The sequence below is a fragment of the Stenotrophomonas sp. KH_036_B genome (genome assembly GCF_057839485.1).
The window spans coordinates 3,733,982-3,749,670 of sequence record NZ_CM174491.1 but is presented as its reverse complement, the minus strand read 5'-3'; the positions used below and the strand labels follow the sequence as shown (position 1 = coordinate 3,749,670).

The 15,689-nt window shown below is 67.8% G+C and carries 13 protein-coding genes; 11 read left to right on the top strand and 2 right to left on the bottom strand.

Annotated features, from left to right (window positions below; translation table 11 throughout):
- Positions 1-86: 86 nt before the first annotated feature.
- The gene (locus AC3ITN_RS16620; RefSeq protein WP_313348627.1) at positions 87-1,025 is read right to left on the bottom strand and encodes a carbohydrate kinase family protein; all 939 of its coding nucleotides are present in this window, start codon (positions 1,023-1,025) and stop codon (positions 87-89) included.
- A gap of 275 nt (positions 1,026-1,300) precedes the next feature.
- On the opposite strand from AC3ITN_RS16620, the gene AC3ITN_RS16615 reads away from it, so the two are divergent.
- The 8 genes from AC3ITN_RS16615 to AC3ITN_RS16580 all read left to right on the top strand — a co-directional run bounded on the left by AC3ITN_RS16615 (position 1,301) and on the right by AC3ITN_RS16580 (position 11,728).
- The gene (locus AC3ITN_RS16615; RefSeq protein ID WP_038686189.1) at positions 1,301-2,347 is read left to right on the top strand and encodes a rod shape-determining protein; all 1,047 of its coding nucleotides are present in this window, start codon (positions 1,301-1,303) and stop codon (positions 2,345-2,347) included.
- A 147-nt stretch (positions 2,348-2,494) separates the two neighbouring features.
- Entirely contained in the window at positions 2,495-3,655 is a 1,161-nt protein-coding gene (gene mreC, locus AC3ITN_RS16610; protein WP_489391225.1) for a rod shape-determining protein MreC, read from the top strand.
- Positions 3,652-4,137 carry a rod shape-determining protein MreD gene (gene mreD / locus AC3ITN_RS16605; protein WP_313348630.1) on the top strand — a complete coding sequence of 162 codons (486 nt, stop codon included), beginning with the start codon at positions 3,652-3,654 and terminating at the stop codon, positions 4,135-4,137. The genes mreC and mreD overlap by 4 nt, the downstream gene beginning before the upstream one ends.
- A 1-nt stretch (position 4,138) precedes the next feature.
- Positions 4,139-6,205, top strand: a complete 2,067-nt coding sequence (mrdA, locus tag AC3ITN_RS16600; protein ID WP_489391224.1) for a penicillin-binding protein 2 — start codon at positions 4,139-4,141, stop codon at positions 6,203-6,205.
- Complete coding sequence (rodA, locus tag AC3ITN_RS16595) at positions 6,202-7,314, top strand: rod shape-determining protein RodA (protein WP_313348632.1); 1,113 nt, start codon at positions 6,202-6,204, stop codon at positions 7,312-7,314. Before mrdA ends, rodA begins: the two co-directional genes overlap by 4 nt.
- A gap of 725 nt (positions 7,315-8,039) precedes the next feature.
- Positions 8,040-9,185: a lytic murein transglycosylase B gene (gene mltB, locus AC3ITN_RS16590; RefSeq protein ID WP_489391223.1), complete on the top strand. Its 1,146-nt coding sequence runs from the start codon at positions 8,040-8,042 to the stop codon at positions 9,183-9,185.
- On the top strand, positions 9,182-10,411 hold the full coding sequence (locus AC3ITN_RS16585) for a septal ring lytic transglycosylase RlpA family protein (protein WP_489391222.1): 1,230 nt from the start codon (positions 9,182-9,184) through the stop codon (positions 10,409-10,411). The genes mltB and AC3ITN_RS16585 overlap by 4 nt, the downstream gene beginning before the upstream one ends.
- A gap of 99 nt (positions 10,412-10,510) precedes the next feature.
- Complete coding sequence (locus AC3ITN_RS16580) at positions 10,511-11,728, top strand: D-alanyl-D-alanine carboxypeptidase family protein (protein ID WP_313348639.1); 1,218 nt, start codon at positions 10,511-10,513, stop codon at positions 11,726-11,728.
- Positions 11,729-11,979: 251 nt separating this feature from the next.
- Here AC3ITN_RS16580 and AC3ITN_RS16575 read toward each other — a convergent pair whose 3' ends face one another.
- Complete coding sequence (locus tag AC3ITN_RS16575) at positions 11,980-13,041, bottom strand: lipid A deacylase LpxR family protein (protein ID WP_489391221.1); 1,062 nt, start codon at positions 13,039-13,041, stop codon at positions 11,980-11,982.
- Between the two features lie 192 nt (positions 13,042-13,233).
- On the opposite strand from AC3ITN_RS16575, the gene AC3ITN_RS16570 reads away from it, so the two are divergent.
- From AC3ITN_RS16570 to lipA, 3 genes are read left to right on the top strand one after another with little or no spacing between them, the layout of a single operon-like run.
- Complete coding sequence (locus AC3ITN_RS16570; protein WP_313348641.1) at positions 13,234-13,512, top strand: DUF493 family protein; 279 nt, start codon at positions 13,234-13,236, stop codon at positions 13,510-13,512.
- Positions 13,500-14,207, top strand: a complete 708-nt coding sequence (gene lipB, locus AC3ITN_RS16565; protein ID WP_313348643.1) for a lipoyl(octanoyl) transferase LipB — start codon at positions 13,500-13,502, stop codon at positions 14,205-14,207. The genes AC3ITN_RS16570 and lipB overlap by 13 nt, the downstream gene beginning before the upstream one ends.
- Before the next feature lie 17 nt (positions 14,208-14,224).
- Entirely contained in the window at positions 14,225-15,235 is a 1,011-nt protein-coding gene (lipA, locus tag AC3ITN_RS16560) for a lipoyl synthase (protein WP_489391220.1), read from the top strand.
- Positions 15,236-15,689: the final 454 nt, after the last annotated feature.

Below are 15,689 nucleotides of genomic sequence, written 5' to 3'. Positions count from 1 at the left end.
CGACAGGCGCGGGGATAGGTGGAATGCCCGGGGGCCCACTATTCGCCAAGGCGAATAGTGGGCGAGCAATTCAACCAGCAGTGCGGTTACGCGCCCAGCGCGTAACCGAACTGCTGTTTGAATTGCTCGTTGAACTCGTCAAACGTGAACCGCTGGTTCTGGGTGCCCGGGTGCTCGACCTTCAGCGCGCCCATCAGGTTGCCCATGCGGCCGATGGTCAGCCAGTCGTAGCCCTTTTCGATGCCGTAGATCAGGCCGGCGCGGAAGGCGTCGCCGCAGCCGGTCGGGTCAACCACGCGGCGCTCGTGCGCCGGCGGAATGTCGTAGGTCTTTTCCGGGGTGTGGATGACCGCGCCCTTCGGGCCACGGGTGGTGATGTAGGCCTTGACCCGGCTCACGATCGCCGTTTCGTCCCAGCCGGTGCGTTCCTGCAGCAGGTTGGACTCGTAATCGTTGACCACCACGTAGTCGGCCTGCTCGATGAACGTGCGCAGTTCCGGGCCGTTGAAGAGCGGCATGGCCTGGCCCGGGTCGAAGATGAACGGCACGCCGGCCGCGGAGAACTCCTCGGCGTTCTGGATCATGCCTTCGCGGCCGTCCGGGCCGACCAGGCCCAGGGTCACGCCCGGCACGTCCTTCACGTGGTTTTCGTAGGACCGCATCATCGCGCCCGGGTGGAAGGCGGTGATCTGGTTGTTGTCGTGGTCGGTGGTGATGAACGCCTGGGGCGTGAACAGCTCATCGATCACCTTCACCCGGGTCAGGTCGATGCCCAGCCCCTGGAAATACTCGCGGTACGGGCCGAAGTCCGAGCCCACGGTACCCATCGGGATCGGGTCGCCGCCCAGCAGGTGCAGGTTGTAGGCGATGTTGCCGGCGCAGCCACCGAACTCCCGGCGCATGCGCGGCACCAGGAACGAGACGTTCAGGATGTGCACCTTGTCCGGCAGGATGTGATTCTTGAACTGGTCCGGGAACACCATGATGGTGTCGAAGGCAAGAGAACCACAGATCAAAGCGGACATCGATTAAGGCCTATGTGGAAGGTAGCTTGAGGCCCGCCGGGCGGGCAACGAAACGGCGCCCTGAGGCGCCCAATAGCGCAAAGGTTAACGGGTGAGACGCCGCAGGGCCAGAACCCCGGCTGTCCGGATCCGCCTGAATGGCCGCCAAGGCTGGCGTTGGGCCAGATTTGTCCTTGCTCGCGCACAGGGGGATTGCTAGGCTTGTCGGTCTCGAATTCTGCCCAATTTTTCGCCATCCCGCGTTGGGCGCGACACCCCTCAGGATCAACTCCCAGATGTTCAAGAAACTGCGTGGCATGTTCTCCAATGACCTGTCCATTGACCTGGGCACGGCCAATACCCTCATCTACGTGCGCGGGCAGGGAATCGTGCTGAACGAGCCGTCGGTCGTGGCCGTGCGCCAGGACCGCGCCATCGGTGGCACCCGCTCCGTGGCCGCCGTCGGCGCCGAGGCCAAGCAGATGCTGGGCCGTACCCCGGGCCACATCACCACCATCCGCCCGATGAAGGACGGCGTCATCGCCGACTTCACCTACACCGAGGCGATGCTCAAGCACTTCATCAAGAAGGTCCACAAGTCGCGGTTCCTGCGCCCGAGCCCGCGCGTGCTGGTCTGCGTGCCGGCCGGTTCGACCCAGGTCGAGCGCCGCGCCATCAAGGAATCGGCCGAAGAGGCCGGTGCCCGCGACGTGTTCCTGATCGAGGAGCCCATGGCGGCCGCCATCGGCGCCGGCATGCCGGTGACCGAGGCGCGCGGTTCGATGGTCATCGACATCGGCGGCGGCACCACCGAGGTGGCGGTGATCTCGCTGAACGGCATCGTCTATTCCGCCTCGGTGCGCATCGGTGGCGACCGCTTCGACGAGTCGATCACCAATTACGTGCGCCGCAACCACGGCATGCTGATCGGTGAAGCGACCGCCGAGCGGATCAAGGTCGAGCTCGGCTGCGCGTACCCGCAGGCCGAAGTCATCGAAATGGAGATCTCGGGCCGCAACCTCGCCGAGGGCGTGCCGAAGATGATCAAGATCAACTCCAACGAGGTGCTGGAAGCCCTGCACGAACCGCTGTCGGGCATCGTCAGCGCGGTCAAGCTGGCGCTGGAACAGACCCCGCCGGAACTGTGCGCCGACGTCGCCGAGCGCGGCATCGTGCTCACCGGTGGTGGCGCCCTGCTGCGTGACCTGGACCGCCTGATCTCCGAGGAAACCGGCCTGCACGTGCAGGTCGCCGACGATCCGCTGACCTGCGTGGCCCGCGGTGGCGGTCGTGCGCTGGAGCTGGTGGACATGCACGGCAACGAGTTCTTTGCGCCGGAGTAAGTCGTACCGTTCCTGTGCCGTAGACGCGCCCCTGCGGCGTGATGCCCGCTGCGTGCCTGCCACGCCGGGCATCGCAGCGCCGGGGCGTTGTCGCATCCCGGTGGCGCCCGCGCGCTTCCTTCCCCTCTTGTCCAGTCGAAGCCAGTCGTGCCGCCCTACGCCGGTCCTCCCGTAGCCTCCCGCCAGGGTGATGCCAGCAGCCCCCTGCGGCTGCTCGCCTACCTGGCCCTGGCCATCACCCTGATCGTGCTCGACGACCAGGCTGGCTGGCTGGCGCGCCTGCGCGCCCAGGCCAACGTCCTCGTGCAACCGGTGTGGGCCCTGGCCGGTCTGCCGGGTCGGCTGGGCACGCAGGTCAAGGACAACGCGGCCAGCCACGGCCAGCTGGTCGACGAGAACCGCGTGCTGCGCAACCAGCTGCTGATCGCCAATGCGCGCCTGACCCGCCTGCAGACCGCGGCGCTGGACAACGCGCAGCTGCGCGAACTGCTCAACGTTGCCGAGCGCAGCGGGCTGGACGTGCAGCTGGCGCCGATCCTGGATATCGACCTGGACCCGGTGCGTCAGCGCCTGGTGCTGGCCGCCGGCAGCCGCGATGGCGTGCACGTGGGCCAGGCCGTGATCGACTCGGGTGGCCTGATGGGGCAGGTGATCGCCACCACCGGCGGCAATGCCACCGTGCTGCTGCTCACCGACCCGGATCATGCGGTGCCCGTCACCGTCGCCCGCAATGGCGTGCGCCTGATCGTGTACGGCCGTGGCGATACCCTGGAACTGCGCGACATTCCGCTCAGCGCAGGCGTGGAGGTGGGCGATGAGATCGTCACCTCCGGCCTCGGCGGTCGCTTCCCGGCCGGCTTCCCGGTCGGCAGGATCACCGCGCTGCGCCCCGACGACACCCACGCCTTCCTGGTCGGCGAGCTCAAGCCCGCCGCCCAGCTCGACCGCGGCCGCGATGTGCTGCTGCTAAGGCCAGGCGCAGCCATCCGGGTACCACCAAACCTGCAGCTTTCCGAAGCAGCCGGCGGCCCGGCGGCTCCTGCGCCTGCGGCGCATGAACCGCCTCAGCCAAATTCGTCTTCGACGAATCCGGCTGCCGGGGGGGCATCCCCCCTTAACCCCGCGCCTTCGGCGCGCCCCCTTCAGCCGACTGCGCCTGCGGCGCAACCGGCCCGCGCATCCCCCCTTAACCCCGCGCCTTCGGCGCGCCCCCTTCAACAAGAAGGGGGCTCCTCGCCGGCGGCACCGGTAGCGCCGGCCGTTGGCCGGACACCGGGCACCGCGCCTCCGCAGGAGGCACAACGATGAGCCGCCTGCGCGACAAACCCTGGGTGCTGCCGGTCAGCATCGTGCTGGCGCTGCTGCTGGGGCTGCTGCCGCTGCCGGCGCTGCTGCAGCCGCTGCGGCCGTACTGGCTGGCGCTGGTGCTGGCCTACTGGGTCATCGAGGCGCCGGACCGGGTCGGGCTGGGCGTGGCCTTTGTGTGTGGTGTGGTCGCCGATCTGCTGTATGGCGGCGTGCTGGGCGAACAGGCGCTGCGGCTGGTCATGCTGACCTTCATCCTGCAGCGCTTCCGCGCGCGCATCCGCTTCTTCCCGATGTCCCAGCAGGTGCTGGCGATCGGCGGCCTGCTGTTCAACGACCGCATCGTCAGTGCCGTGGTCCACATCGCCGTGGGCGAACCGACCCTGCCGTGGTCGTACTGGTGGGCGCCGTTGCTGGGCATGGGCCTGTGGCCGCTGGTGTTCGTGCTGCTGGATGCGGTCCGCTTCGGACGTCGCGGACGCTGACATGTACGTGCGCCGCCAGGCCAAGAACCCCCATGCGGAAGCCGAACAGTTCCGGCGTCGCGCCGCGCTCGGCTTCCTCGGCGTGCTGGTCTGCCTGGTCGGGCTGGGCGGCTGGTACTTCAAGCTGCAGGTGCTGGACCACGACGTCTATGCCACGCGCTCGGAAGCCAACCGCATCAAGCCGCGTCCGGTGGTGCCCGGGCGCGGCATGATCTATGACCGCAACGGGCGCCTGCTGGCCGAGAACGTGCCCGCGTTCCGGCTCGACATCACCCCGGACAAGGTCAAGGACATGGACGCCACCCTGGCCGGGCTGGCGAAGATCCTGGCCCTGAGCCCGGAAGACATCGAGACCTTCAACAAGTCGCGCAAGGCGCGCCGCAGCTTCCTGCCGGTGACGCTCAAGCTGCGCGTCACCGATGAGGAAATGGCGCGCTTCGCCGTGGACCGCTGGCGCTACCCCGGCGTGGAGCTCGAACCCTACCTGACCCGCCGGTACCCGTACGGCGACCTGTTCGCGCACATCATCGGCTACGTCGGCCGGGTCGATGACAAGGATCTGGAGACGCTGGGCGAGGGCAATGCCGCGCTGACCCATATCGGCAAGTCCGGGCTGGAGCGCTATTACGAGCAGCAGCTGCGCGGCAAGGTCGGCTACGAGCAGGTCGAGACCAACGTGCAGGGGCGGGCCATCCGCACCATCGGGCGAGTGGCCGCGCAGTCCGGCAACGACCTGCGCCTGTCCATCGACGCCGACCTGCAGCGGGCCATGGTGGCCGCGTTCGGCGACTTCGACGGCGCCGCCGTGGCAATGGACCCGCGCACTGGCGAAATCCTGGCCATGGTCAGCCTGCCGTCCTACGACCCCAACCTGTTCGTCAACGGCATCTCGCACACCGACTTCAAGGCGCTCAACGACAATCCCTCGCGGCCGCAGTTCAACCGCCTGGTGCTGGGCGGCGTGGCGCCCGGTTCCACCATCAAGCCGCTGATCGGCCTGGCCGGCCTGGACAGCGGCGTGCGCAAGCCCGAGGACAAGATCCTCTCCACCGGCATGTTCTACCTGCCGGGCACCTCGCGTGGCTGGGGCGATGCCAACCGTGGCGGACATGGCTGGACCGACCTGCGCAAGTCGATCACCCAGTCGGTCAACACGTACTACTACAAGCTGGCCCTGGACATGGGCATCGACCGCTTTGACCACTACATGGGCTACTACGGCTTCGGCGCGCCCACCGGTATCGACCTCACCGGCGAGATCGGCGGCATCCTGCCTTCGCCGCAGAACAAGTACAAATCGCGCAAGGAACGCTGGTACCCCGGCGACACCGTCAACGTCAGCATCGGCCAGGGTGACTGGAAGGTCACCCCGCTGCAGCTGGTGCACGGCGTGTCCGGCATTGGCGATGGCCAGCTGCGCACCCCGCACCTGGTGATGCAGCAGCGCGCCGGCTTCGATGCGGACTGGGCGACCATGCCGGCTGGCGACAGCAAGCCGGTCAGTCCCAGCCCGGGCAACCTGCAGGCGGTACGCGAAGGCATGATGGGCACCATGCGCCCCGGCGGCAGCGGCGCGCGCGCGGCGGCGGGCGCGCCCTATACCATCGCCGGCAAGACCGGCACCGCGCAGGTGATCAGCCGCCGTGGCACCGCGGCGGTGAATCCCAAGAGCCTGCCGATGCACCTGCGCCACCGCTCGCTGTTCGTCGGTTTCGCCCCGGCCGAGAACCCGGTGATCGCGGTGGCGATCGCCGTGGAAGGCGGTGGCTACGGCGGATCGGCCGCGGCCCCGATCGCGCGCAAGCTGTTCGACGCGTGGCTGCTGGGCAAGATGCCCGACGGCATGGAGCCGCTGGACAGCGTTCGCGGCACCACGGCCATCGGCATCACCGCTTTCGACGGCGGTGGCGATGCCGCGCGCGAGGCCGGCGATGCCGCGGCCGCCGCGCTGGAGTTGCTGCCGGTCGTGGTGGGTGTGCCCGCTCCGGCCCCCGTGCCGTCGCCGCTGCCGGGTGCGCCGGTGCCGGCTGCCGCGCTTCCCCCCACGTCGCCGGAGCTCGCCCGATGAAGGTCTTCCTGCGCTGGGCGACCGACATGGCCGTCCGCTTCAGCAGCACCCTGGACTGGGTGCTGTGCCTGGCGCTGGGCGCGCTGATGCTGATCGGCCTGGCGGTGCTCAAGAGCGCCGGGGGCGATGGTCTGGTGTTCGCGCAGGGCGCGCGCTTCGCGGTGGGCCTGGCCGCGATGTGGTGCATCTCGCGGATGTCCATCCTGCGCATCCGCTCGGCAACGCCGCTGATCTACGCCATCTCGATGATTCCGCTGATGGCGGTGTTCGTGCTCGGTACCGGCAAGTACGGGCGCCAGTGGCTGGACCTGAAACTGTTCTACCTGCAGCCGGCCGAGCTGCTCAAGGTCAGCCTGCCGATGATGGTGGCCTGGTACCTGCACCGCATGCCGCTGCCGCCGCGCTTCTCCACCGTGCTGGTCAGCGCGGTGATCATCGGCGTGCCGACCGGGCTGGTGATGCTGCAGCCCGACTTCGGCACCGGCGTGCTGATCGCGGCCAGCGGGGCCTTCGTGCTGCTGCTGGCCGGCCTGCCGTGGTGGTGGGTGGGCGTAGCGGTCGGCGGCGTCGCCGCGGCGGCCCCGGTGGCCTGGATCTGGCTGCTGCGGCCGTACCAGAAGGACCGCATCATGATGTTCCTCGACCCCGAGAGCGATGCGCTGGGCGCGGGCTGGAACATCATCCAGTCCAAGATCGCGATCGGCTCCGGTGGCTTCGACGGCAAGGGCTGGGGGCAGGGTTCGCAGTCGCACCTGAACTTCATTCCCGAGCAGACCACCGACTTCGCATTCTCGGTGCTCAGTGAGGAATTCGGCTGGATCGGCGTGGCCGTGGTGCTGGCGCTGTATCTGCTGGTGATCGGGCGCTGCCTGTGGATCGCCTCGCAGTCGCGTGACTCCTATTCCCGCCTGCTGGCCGGGGCCACCGGCCTGGCGTTCTTCGTCTATGTGCTGGTCAACGGCGGCATGATCTCCGGCGTGCTGCCGGTGGTGGGCGTGCCGATGCCCCTGATCAGCTACGGCGGTACCTCGGCGGTCTCGCTGCTGGCCGGGTTCGGGCTGGTCATGGCCGCGCGGAGCCACAACCCGGTGCACGGCGGGTACGGCTGAGCCGATCGCGCGCGGTGTGCGTCCCCGGTCGCGGCGACATTCCGTCGCAGCTACACCTTATAGATATGTCTAGTCAAAAGATCGACTGGCTCGGGCGGTCTTTTGCGCAAAAAGCGCGCTTGGAACGTGCCAAAGACGACAAAACCGTCGCCTAAAGTGGAAGTCGCGTCAACAAAACGACGTAAAAGTGGGATGTAGCGCACAGATATGAATGTGCTTGATCCGGATCAATGGACATGTCGTAAAGCGCCTGCACAATGGCGGCCCGCGAGCAGCCGGGCGTCGAGCCAAGCGATGCACCAGGCGCTGGCGGGAAGTAGTTGACCCGACGGGTACAGGGGGCAGGCCGCGCGCTGGGGAGTTGCGCGTCGTGCCGGTACCGACTGGGTCGGTAGGCCGGTTGCGTCCATGGGGATGGGGACGCAACCGGCAGACCTTATTCGCCAGAGGCGAATAAGGTCCGCGCATTCCACCTATCCCCCGCGCCATCGGCGCGCGCCTGCCGCACCCAAGACGCGGCAGGCCCACGCATATCTCCTTAACCCGCGCCTGTCGGCGCGCCCCTTCAACAAGAAGGGAGCTTTTACTCCATCAGCACTGTGAATGGGGCTTTAGGTCAGCGCGATTACACGCTGGGTTAACGAACCGCCCTCTCGAAGAAGCAATCCGTTGGGATTCATGGTGTTAGGGGTTTTATTTCATCTTTGACCTGCTAACCTGCGGCGATGATCCGACGCACTTTGGCCTGCATGCTTACGCTCGGTTTGGTTGCCTGCGCGACCCAGCCGCATTCCCCGTCTCCGCCGCCGCAGGCGTCGGGTGCGCCCAACAAGCCCGGTGGCGTTCACCGGGGGCCGGCGGAAGCCGCGCCGGAAGCCGCCGCTGCCACCGCACCGCCGGTGGATCTGACCCCGGTTCCGTTCGAGGTGGCACGCGCGAACTTCGTGCGTGATACCGCGGCCCGTTACGGCATTCCCGCTGCCCAGATTGACGCCACCCTGGCCCAGGCGCAGGTGCGCGCGCCGATCATCGCGGCCATGTCCCGGCCCGCCGAGCGGGTCAAACCGTGGAACGAATACCGGCCGATGTTCATCAGCCAGGCGCGCATCGAGGGCGGAAAGAAATTCCTTGCCACGCATCGCGATGAACTGATGCGCGTGCAGCAGCGCACCGGCGTGCCGGCCGAGGTGATCGTGGCGATCATCGGCGTGGAAACCAGCTATGGCGGCAACACCGGCAGCTATCGCGTGCTGGACGCGCTGTACACGCTGGCCTTCAACTACCCGCGCAGCGGCGACCCGGCCAAGCTCGAGCGCGAAGTGCGCCGCGAGCTGTATTTCCGCGACGAACTGGCGCGCCTGTTCGCGCTGACCCGCGACGAGAAGCTGGACATCCTCGCCATCAAGGGCAGCTACGCTGGAGCGATGGGCATGGGGCAGTTCATGCCCTCCAGCTACCAGGACTTCGCGGTGGACGGCAACGGCGATGGTCGCCGCGACCTGTTCACCAGTCATGACGACGTGTTCTCGTCGATCGCCAATTACTTCGTCAAGAAGGGCGGCTGGGTACGCGGCGGTCCGGTGGCGGTACCGGCCACGCTGGCCGCTGGCCGCGCGCCCTTCGATCCCACCGACTGGACCCCGACCTGGACGCTGTCCGACCTGGCCCAGCGCGGCTACCAGCCCAGCGTCCCGGTTCCGGCGGGGCTGACCGCCACCCCGATCACGCTGGAAGCGAGCACGGGCAAGCAGTACTGGCTGGGCTTCCAGAACTACTACGCGATCACCCGTTACAACCTGTCCAAGATGTACGCGATGGCGGTGTACCAGTTGTCCCAGGCCATCGCGGGACAGGAGCTGCCGCCGGCATGAACGCACGCGCACGCTGCCGATGGTGGGTTCCCGGGCTGCTGATGCTGGCGCTGGCCGCCTGCAGCAGCGCCCCGAAGAAACCGGCTGCCGCCGCCAGCGGGGCCAAGCCCGGCGGCACGCTGGTGCAGGGGCAGGGCAGCAAGGGCGGGCGTCCTGCGCACTGCCCGGACGGCTCGCCGTACCAGGCCGCGTCCGAGGACCCCAATACGCGCGGCAATTACCGCGCTGGTGGGCTGTACAAGCCCGGCGTCAATGACAGCACGCCCACCTACATTCCCAACGTGGCGTGCATTCCCGAGCCGGACGTGGTGGACCTGCCGCGTTCGCCGGTCGGCAACAAGTCGCCCTACGTGGTGCTGGGCAAGCAGTACGAGGTGATGGACAGGACCAGCGGCTATGCCGAGAAGGGCACCGCGTCCTACTACGGCGCCAAGTTCCACGGCCGGTTGACCTCCAACCGCGAGGTGTACGACATGTACGCCTTCACCGCCGCCCACAAGACCCTGCCGCTGCCCAGCTTCGCGCGGGTCACCAACCTGGACAACGGCGAATCGGTGATCGTGCGCGTCAACGACCGTGGGCCCTTCCACGACGGGCGCGTGATCGACCTCAGCTACGCCGCCGCCGTGCGCCTGGGCATCACCCAGCGCGGCACCGGCAACGTGGAGGTGCGCGCGCTGGCCCCGGGCGACGGCAACCTGCTGGCCGATAAACCGTCGTGGCGTGAACGCCGCGCCGCCGCCGCAGCGCCCGTGGTTGTGGCCACCGCGCCAGTGCGCCGGGACAGCGACATGGACCGGCTGGTCGGCAAGCTGCCGGCCGCCCCGGGCCCGGCGGTACCGGCGGGCACCCGACCGGCGGCCACCCAGGCGGCGGCCATCGAAAACCCGGCGGTCACGGTCAGCGCCCTGCCCAGCGCCACGCCGGTGGCGGCCGCACCGCGCCCGGCCACCGCCCCGACGCCGGCACCCAGCCCCACGCTGCAGCAGCAGGTGGGCAATGTGCTGCTGCAGGTGGCCAGCTTCGCCAGCCGCGACAACGCTACCCGTGCGTTGGGCCAGCTGTCCTCGGCCGGCATCGTCGGCGCCAGCATCAGCGACATCGTCAGTGGCGGCCGCACCCTGTGGCGGCTGCGCGTGCCGGCAGCCGACCATGCCAGTGCCTCGGAACTTGCCGGCCGCATTGTCGGTCTGGGATTCGGGTCGCCGCAGATCGTCAAAGACTGAACGCCGTTCCCCCGGGCGCGCCTGCGTCCGGCCACCCCATGGGCCTACAATGGCCGTCCCCTGTAATCCCCTTGGCGCCCTCCTGGAGCTTGCTGTCCGATGAAATTCCGCTTTGCCGCTGCTGCCATGGCCACGACCCTGTTCGTGGGCATGGTCTCCGCCCAGACCCCCTTGCCGACGCCGGCGCCGGCACCCGCTCCTGCCGCTGCCGCCCCGGCCGCCATCGCCACTCCCCCGGCGCCGAAGCCCAGCGTGTCCAAGGCCTGGATCCTGATGGATTACGCCACCGGCCAGGTGCTGGCCGGCGAGAACATCAATGAACAGCTGGCCCCGGCCAGCATCACCAAGGTGATGACCTCCTATGTGGTCGCCGCCGAGGTCAAGAACGGCAAGGTCCGTACCGACGACCAGGTGATGATGAGCGAGCGCGCCTGGCGCGAAGGTGGCGCCGGCACCGACGGCAGCTACAGCGGCTTCCCGGTCAACCAGACCGCGCGTCTGGAAGACATGGAAAAGGGCATGGCGATCCAGTCGGGCAACGACGCGGCGATCGCGCTGGCCGAACACGTGGCCGGCAGCGAAGAAGCGTTCGCATCGCTCATGAACAGCTATGCGGCCAAGATCGGGATGAAGGATTCGCACTTCGTCAACGCCCATGGCCTGAGTGCGCCGGGCCACCACACCACCGCCTACGACCTGGCACTGCTGGGCCGTGCGTTCGTGCGTGACTACCCGGAAACCTACGCTTACAACAAGGTGAAGGAATTCACCGTGGGCAGCATCACCCAGCCCAACCGCAACCTGCTGCTGTGGCGCGACCAGAGCGTGGACGGCATCAAGACCGGTCACACCTCCGAGGCGGGTTACTGCCTGATGAGCTCGGCCCAGCGCGGTGACCAGCGTCTGGTCGCGGTGGTGCTGGGTGGCAGCTCGGAAAAGCAGCGTGCCGACGACAGCCTGGCGCTGCTCAACTGGGGTTTCCGCTTCTTCGAAACGCACCGCATGTACGAGCCGGGCAAGGCCGTGGCCGAGCACAAGGTGTGGAAGGGCACGGCCGCCACGCTGCAGCTGGGCGTGGCCCAGCCGCTGCTGGTCAGCGTGCCGCGCGGTCGCTACAACGACCTGAAGCCGAGCATCGACGTGCCCAAGACCCTGGAAGCGCCGTTCACCGCGGGCCAGCAGGTCGGCACGCTGAAGGTCACGCTGGACGGCAAGGTGGTGGCCCAGGCCCCGCTGGTGGCCGTGACCGCCGTGGAAGAAGCCGGCTTCTTCAAGCGGCTGTGGGACAGCTTCTGGATGTGGTGGGAATCGGAATAAAAGAGAGGCCCGCGTAACGCGGGCCTTTTTTTGGGCGAACCCGGCGGGGTAGAGCCGACTGGGTAGAGCCGACTGTTAGTCGGCTGCCCTCCGTTCCAACGTCATGAACACCTGACGCGCGGTTTCGTTTGATTGTTCAACCCGGCCTCAACCCTGCAACGTTGTGCTACTTGGCTCCGGATGCTTGTGCCGCGCGCTGGGCTTAAGCCGACTAACAGTCGGCTCTACCCAGTCGGCTCTACAGCAGGTCGCTATAGCGACCTGCTGATCGTGAAGCTGCCATAGATCGGCGACTGCTCCTGCAGGTCGAACTCGCGGGTGCTGTGGTAGCGGGCGAGGGCGAACTTCCAGCGGTTGTACATCACCGCCAGGCCGTAACCGCCCTGGGCGACCCAGTTGCGCTTGTCCACGCTGTGGCTGTTGCGGAAGGTGTTGCCGTCCAGCGTGATGTCCCGGATCACCCAGGCCGCATCGGAGGTGGCGAAGAGGTGGAACGACCACCCCGTGGGCTTGCCGCCGCGGGTGGGCGCGGTGTTTTCGCCGGCCGGGCGCAGCGGGGTGCTGCCGAAATCGTCCGGCAGCTTCCAGCCAACGCGGACTTCGCCACCTGCGTTGAGGTGGGTGGCCAGGTTGCCTACCGCGCCACCGTAGTGACTGATCGCATCCCACCCCCATCCGCCCAGGTTGTCCTCGGCATTACCCCAGCGACGCATGCGCTCGTGGGTCAGCATCACCACCGGTTCGTTGTGCAGCTGGTTGTCCCAGCCCTGGAATTTCTCGTCGCCCAGCGCGTCGTGCACGACGTCCTGCACTTCCTTGCCCAATGCCCACGGCCCGACCACACCCAGCGTCAGCTGGGTCGTCTGCAGTCGATCACCGCGCCGGGCGTTGTAGCCGAAGCTGCCCACCAGCACGCCCGCATAAGGACGGTCGTCCTCGATCACGTCGCGGCGGGTGAAGTCCTTTGGCGTGTAGATCTGCTGGGCGAAGCTGAACAGCATGTTCTGCTGCTCGAACTCGCCCGGGGCCAGGCGCTCGAGGTGGCGGTTGACCCAGCGCGCCAGCCGGGGAAGGCAAGGGTCATTGGTGTAGTCGACCAGGTTCGGCGAGACCAGGGTGATCTGCGCACCGTTGGTATAGCCCTGGTCCTGGTCCGCGCCGCCGAACAGATCGTTGTCGACGCGGAAATTGACCTGGGGCGGGTGCTCGCTCATCGCGTCAGGTCCACATTGGTCGGCGGCCTGCACGGCAGGGGCGACCATCGCAAGTACACCGGCCAGCGCGGCCGGCAACACACAAGTCTTCAAACGCATGGGAGTCCCGCTCAGGATTTGGTCTTTTTTAAGCTGGGTGAGCGTATTCACAGCGTGATGTCTTGAACAGGTCCGCGCATACATCGGTGCGTATCGCTGGTGAAGCCGGATTTTCACGTGGCGTTGGGTGCAACTGTGGCCATGTTCACGCGGTGCTTGGGTTCGGTCGCGACCGTCCCCATAATCGCCCTCATGGAAATCAAGTCTGACAATCCCGAACACGGCTTCCAGTTCCCCGGTCAGTTCGAGCTGAGCGCCATGGGCTCGGCCAACATCGGTCTGGAGCACGAACTCCCGCTGCTGCTGCAGGCGGCCGGCATCCAGGTGCTCAAAGAGCGCATCAACTGGAAGACCTCGTCCAACGGCAAGTATGTGTCCGTGAAACTGGTCTTCATGGCGGAGGACCGCGCGCAGCTCGACGCCGCACATGCGGCACTGCGCGACCACCCGGAAGTGAAGTGGACGCTGTAGCCAGCGATGTCCTGACGCCCGCCCCGGGCGAGCGCCCGGCGCAACCGGCGATCGTGCGCGACCTGGGCCGCCAGCCCTACGCGCCGGTCTGGCATGCAATGCAGCGTTTCACCGATGCCCGCACCGACGCCACCGCCGACGAGCTGTGGGTGGTCGAGCACGACCCGGTGTTCACGCTGGGGCAGGCCGGCAAGGACGAGCACGTGCTGGCGCCGGGCGACATTCCGGTGCTGCACGTGGACCGCGGCGGCCAGGTGACCTACCACGGGCCGGGCCAGATCGTGGTCTACCCGCTCCTGCAACTGCGCCGGCTGGGGATCGGGGTGCGCGATTACGTGTGCCGGATCGAGCAGGCGATCATCGACACGCTCGACGAATGGAATATCGGCGCTGAACGCCTGGACGGGGCGCCGGGGGTGTACGTGGGCGGGGCCAAGGTGGCCGCACTGGGCATCCGGGTCCGCCGCGGCTGCACCTTCCACGGGTTGGCCTTCAATGTGGCCATGGACCTGGAGCCGTTCCACCGCATCAATCCCTGCGGCTACCAAGGGCTGCAGGTGACCTCGATGGTAGACTTGGGGGGACCGTCCGGCATGGCGGCCGTCAAGCCGGTGCTGCTGGGCCATCTGGCCCGCCAGTTCGGCCTGGACCTCCAGCCTGCCGCTGACCTGCCCGATCTGACTGACGCGGCCTAGTGCCGCCGACCAAGGCCATGACTGAAACCACCGCTCGCATCATTCCCCTGCAGGTCGTGCAGGGCGACACGCCGTCCGCCGCGCCGTTGCAGGCGGGAGTCAAACAGCTGGGCGGTGACAAGATCGGCCGCTCGCCGGTGCAGTTCGCCGACGCGCCGGTGCTGCGCAAGCCGTCGTGGATCCGGGTCCGGATTCCGTCGGGCAACGCCGTGCAGACGCTGAAGGCCAAGCTGCGCGAGAACCGCCTGGTGACGGTCTGCGAAGAGGCCAGCTGCCCGAACATCCACGAGTGCTTCAGCCACGGCACCGCGACGTTCATGATCCTCGGCGAAGTCTGCACCCGCCGCTGCTCGTTCTGCGATGTGGCCCATGGCCGACCGAAGCCGCCGGATGCAGGTGAGCCGGCCAGCCTGGCGCAGACCGTGGCAGACATGGGTCTGAAGTACGTGGTGGTGACCAGCGTGGACCGCGACGACCTGCGCGACGGCGGTGCCCAGCACTTCGCCGACTGCATCGGGGCGATCCGCGCCACGTCGCCGAACACGCGGATCGAGGTGCTGACGCCGGACTTCCGCGGCAAGGGCCGCATGGAGCGGGCGCTGGACATCCTGGCGACGAACCCGCCGGATGTGTTCAACCACAACATCGAAACGGTGCCGGACCTGTACCGCAACGTGCGGCCGGGTGCGGATTACCAGTGGTCGCTGACGCTGCTGAAGAACTTCAAGGCGCAGCACCCCGCCATCGCCACCAAGTCCGGGATCATGCTGGGCCTGGGCGAGGACATGGACCAGGTGCGGGCGACGATGCGTGACCTGCGCGCGCACGACGTGGACATGATCACCATCGGCCAGTACCTGCAGCCGACCGCGCACCACCACCCGGTGCTGCGTTACTGGACGCCCGAGGAATACAAGGAACTGGAGGTCTACGGCTACGAGCTGGGCTTCAGCCACGTGGCCTCTGGCCCGATGGTGCGCTCGTCGTACCACGCCGACGTGCAGGCGAAGGGCGCTGGCGTAGGCTGAATCAGACCGGCTGCCGGTGGGGCGAGCGCCGGGCCGCCTTGCCTTTTCCGGCGAATGTCCCTCAACAGCGGCTGCCGGTGGGGCGAGCGCGGGGCCGCCATACCCTTGCCTGCGAATGTCCCCCGGCGTCGGCCTGCGGCCGCCCCCTCCTCCTTTACTTCGCCGCAAGGGCATGGCGGCCCCGCGCTCGCCCCACCGGCGTTGCGTCGTGCTCCGGCTTTTCCCTGCGAACCGCAAGCCGAGCCCCGTCGCGGCCGGTAGGTCCCTGGCAAAGTAAAGGAGGAGGCGGCGGCGCATGCCGACGCCGGGGGACATTTGCATAGGGGCCTGCCGGCCGCGGCGGGGCCCTCAACGCTCGCGACGAACCCGATCGAAGACCGTCAGGCTTCTACGGGCCACCCTCCCGGCCTGAATGCCTTCCGACCGCCGGATGGTTCAGGCCGCCGCGCGGTTT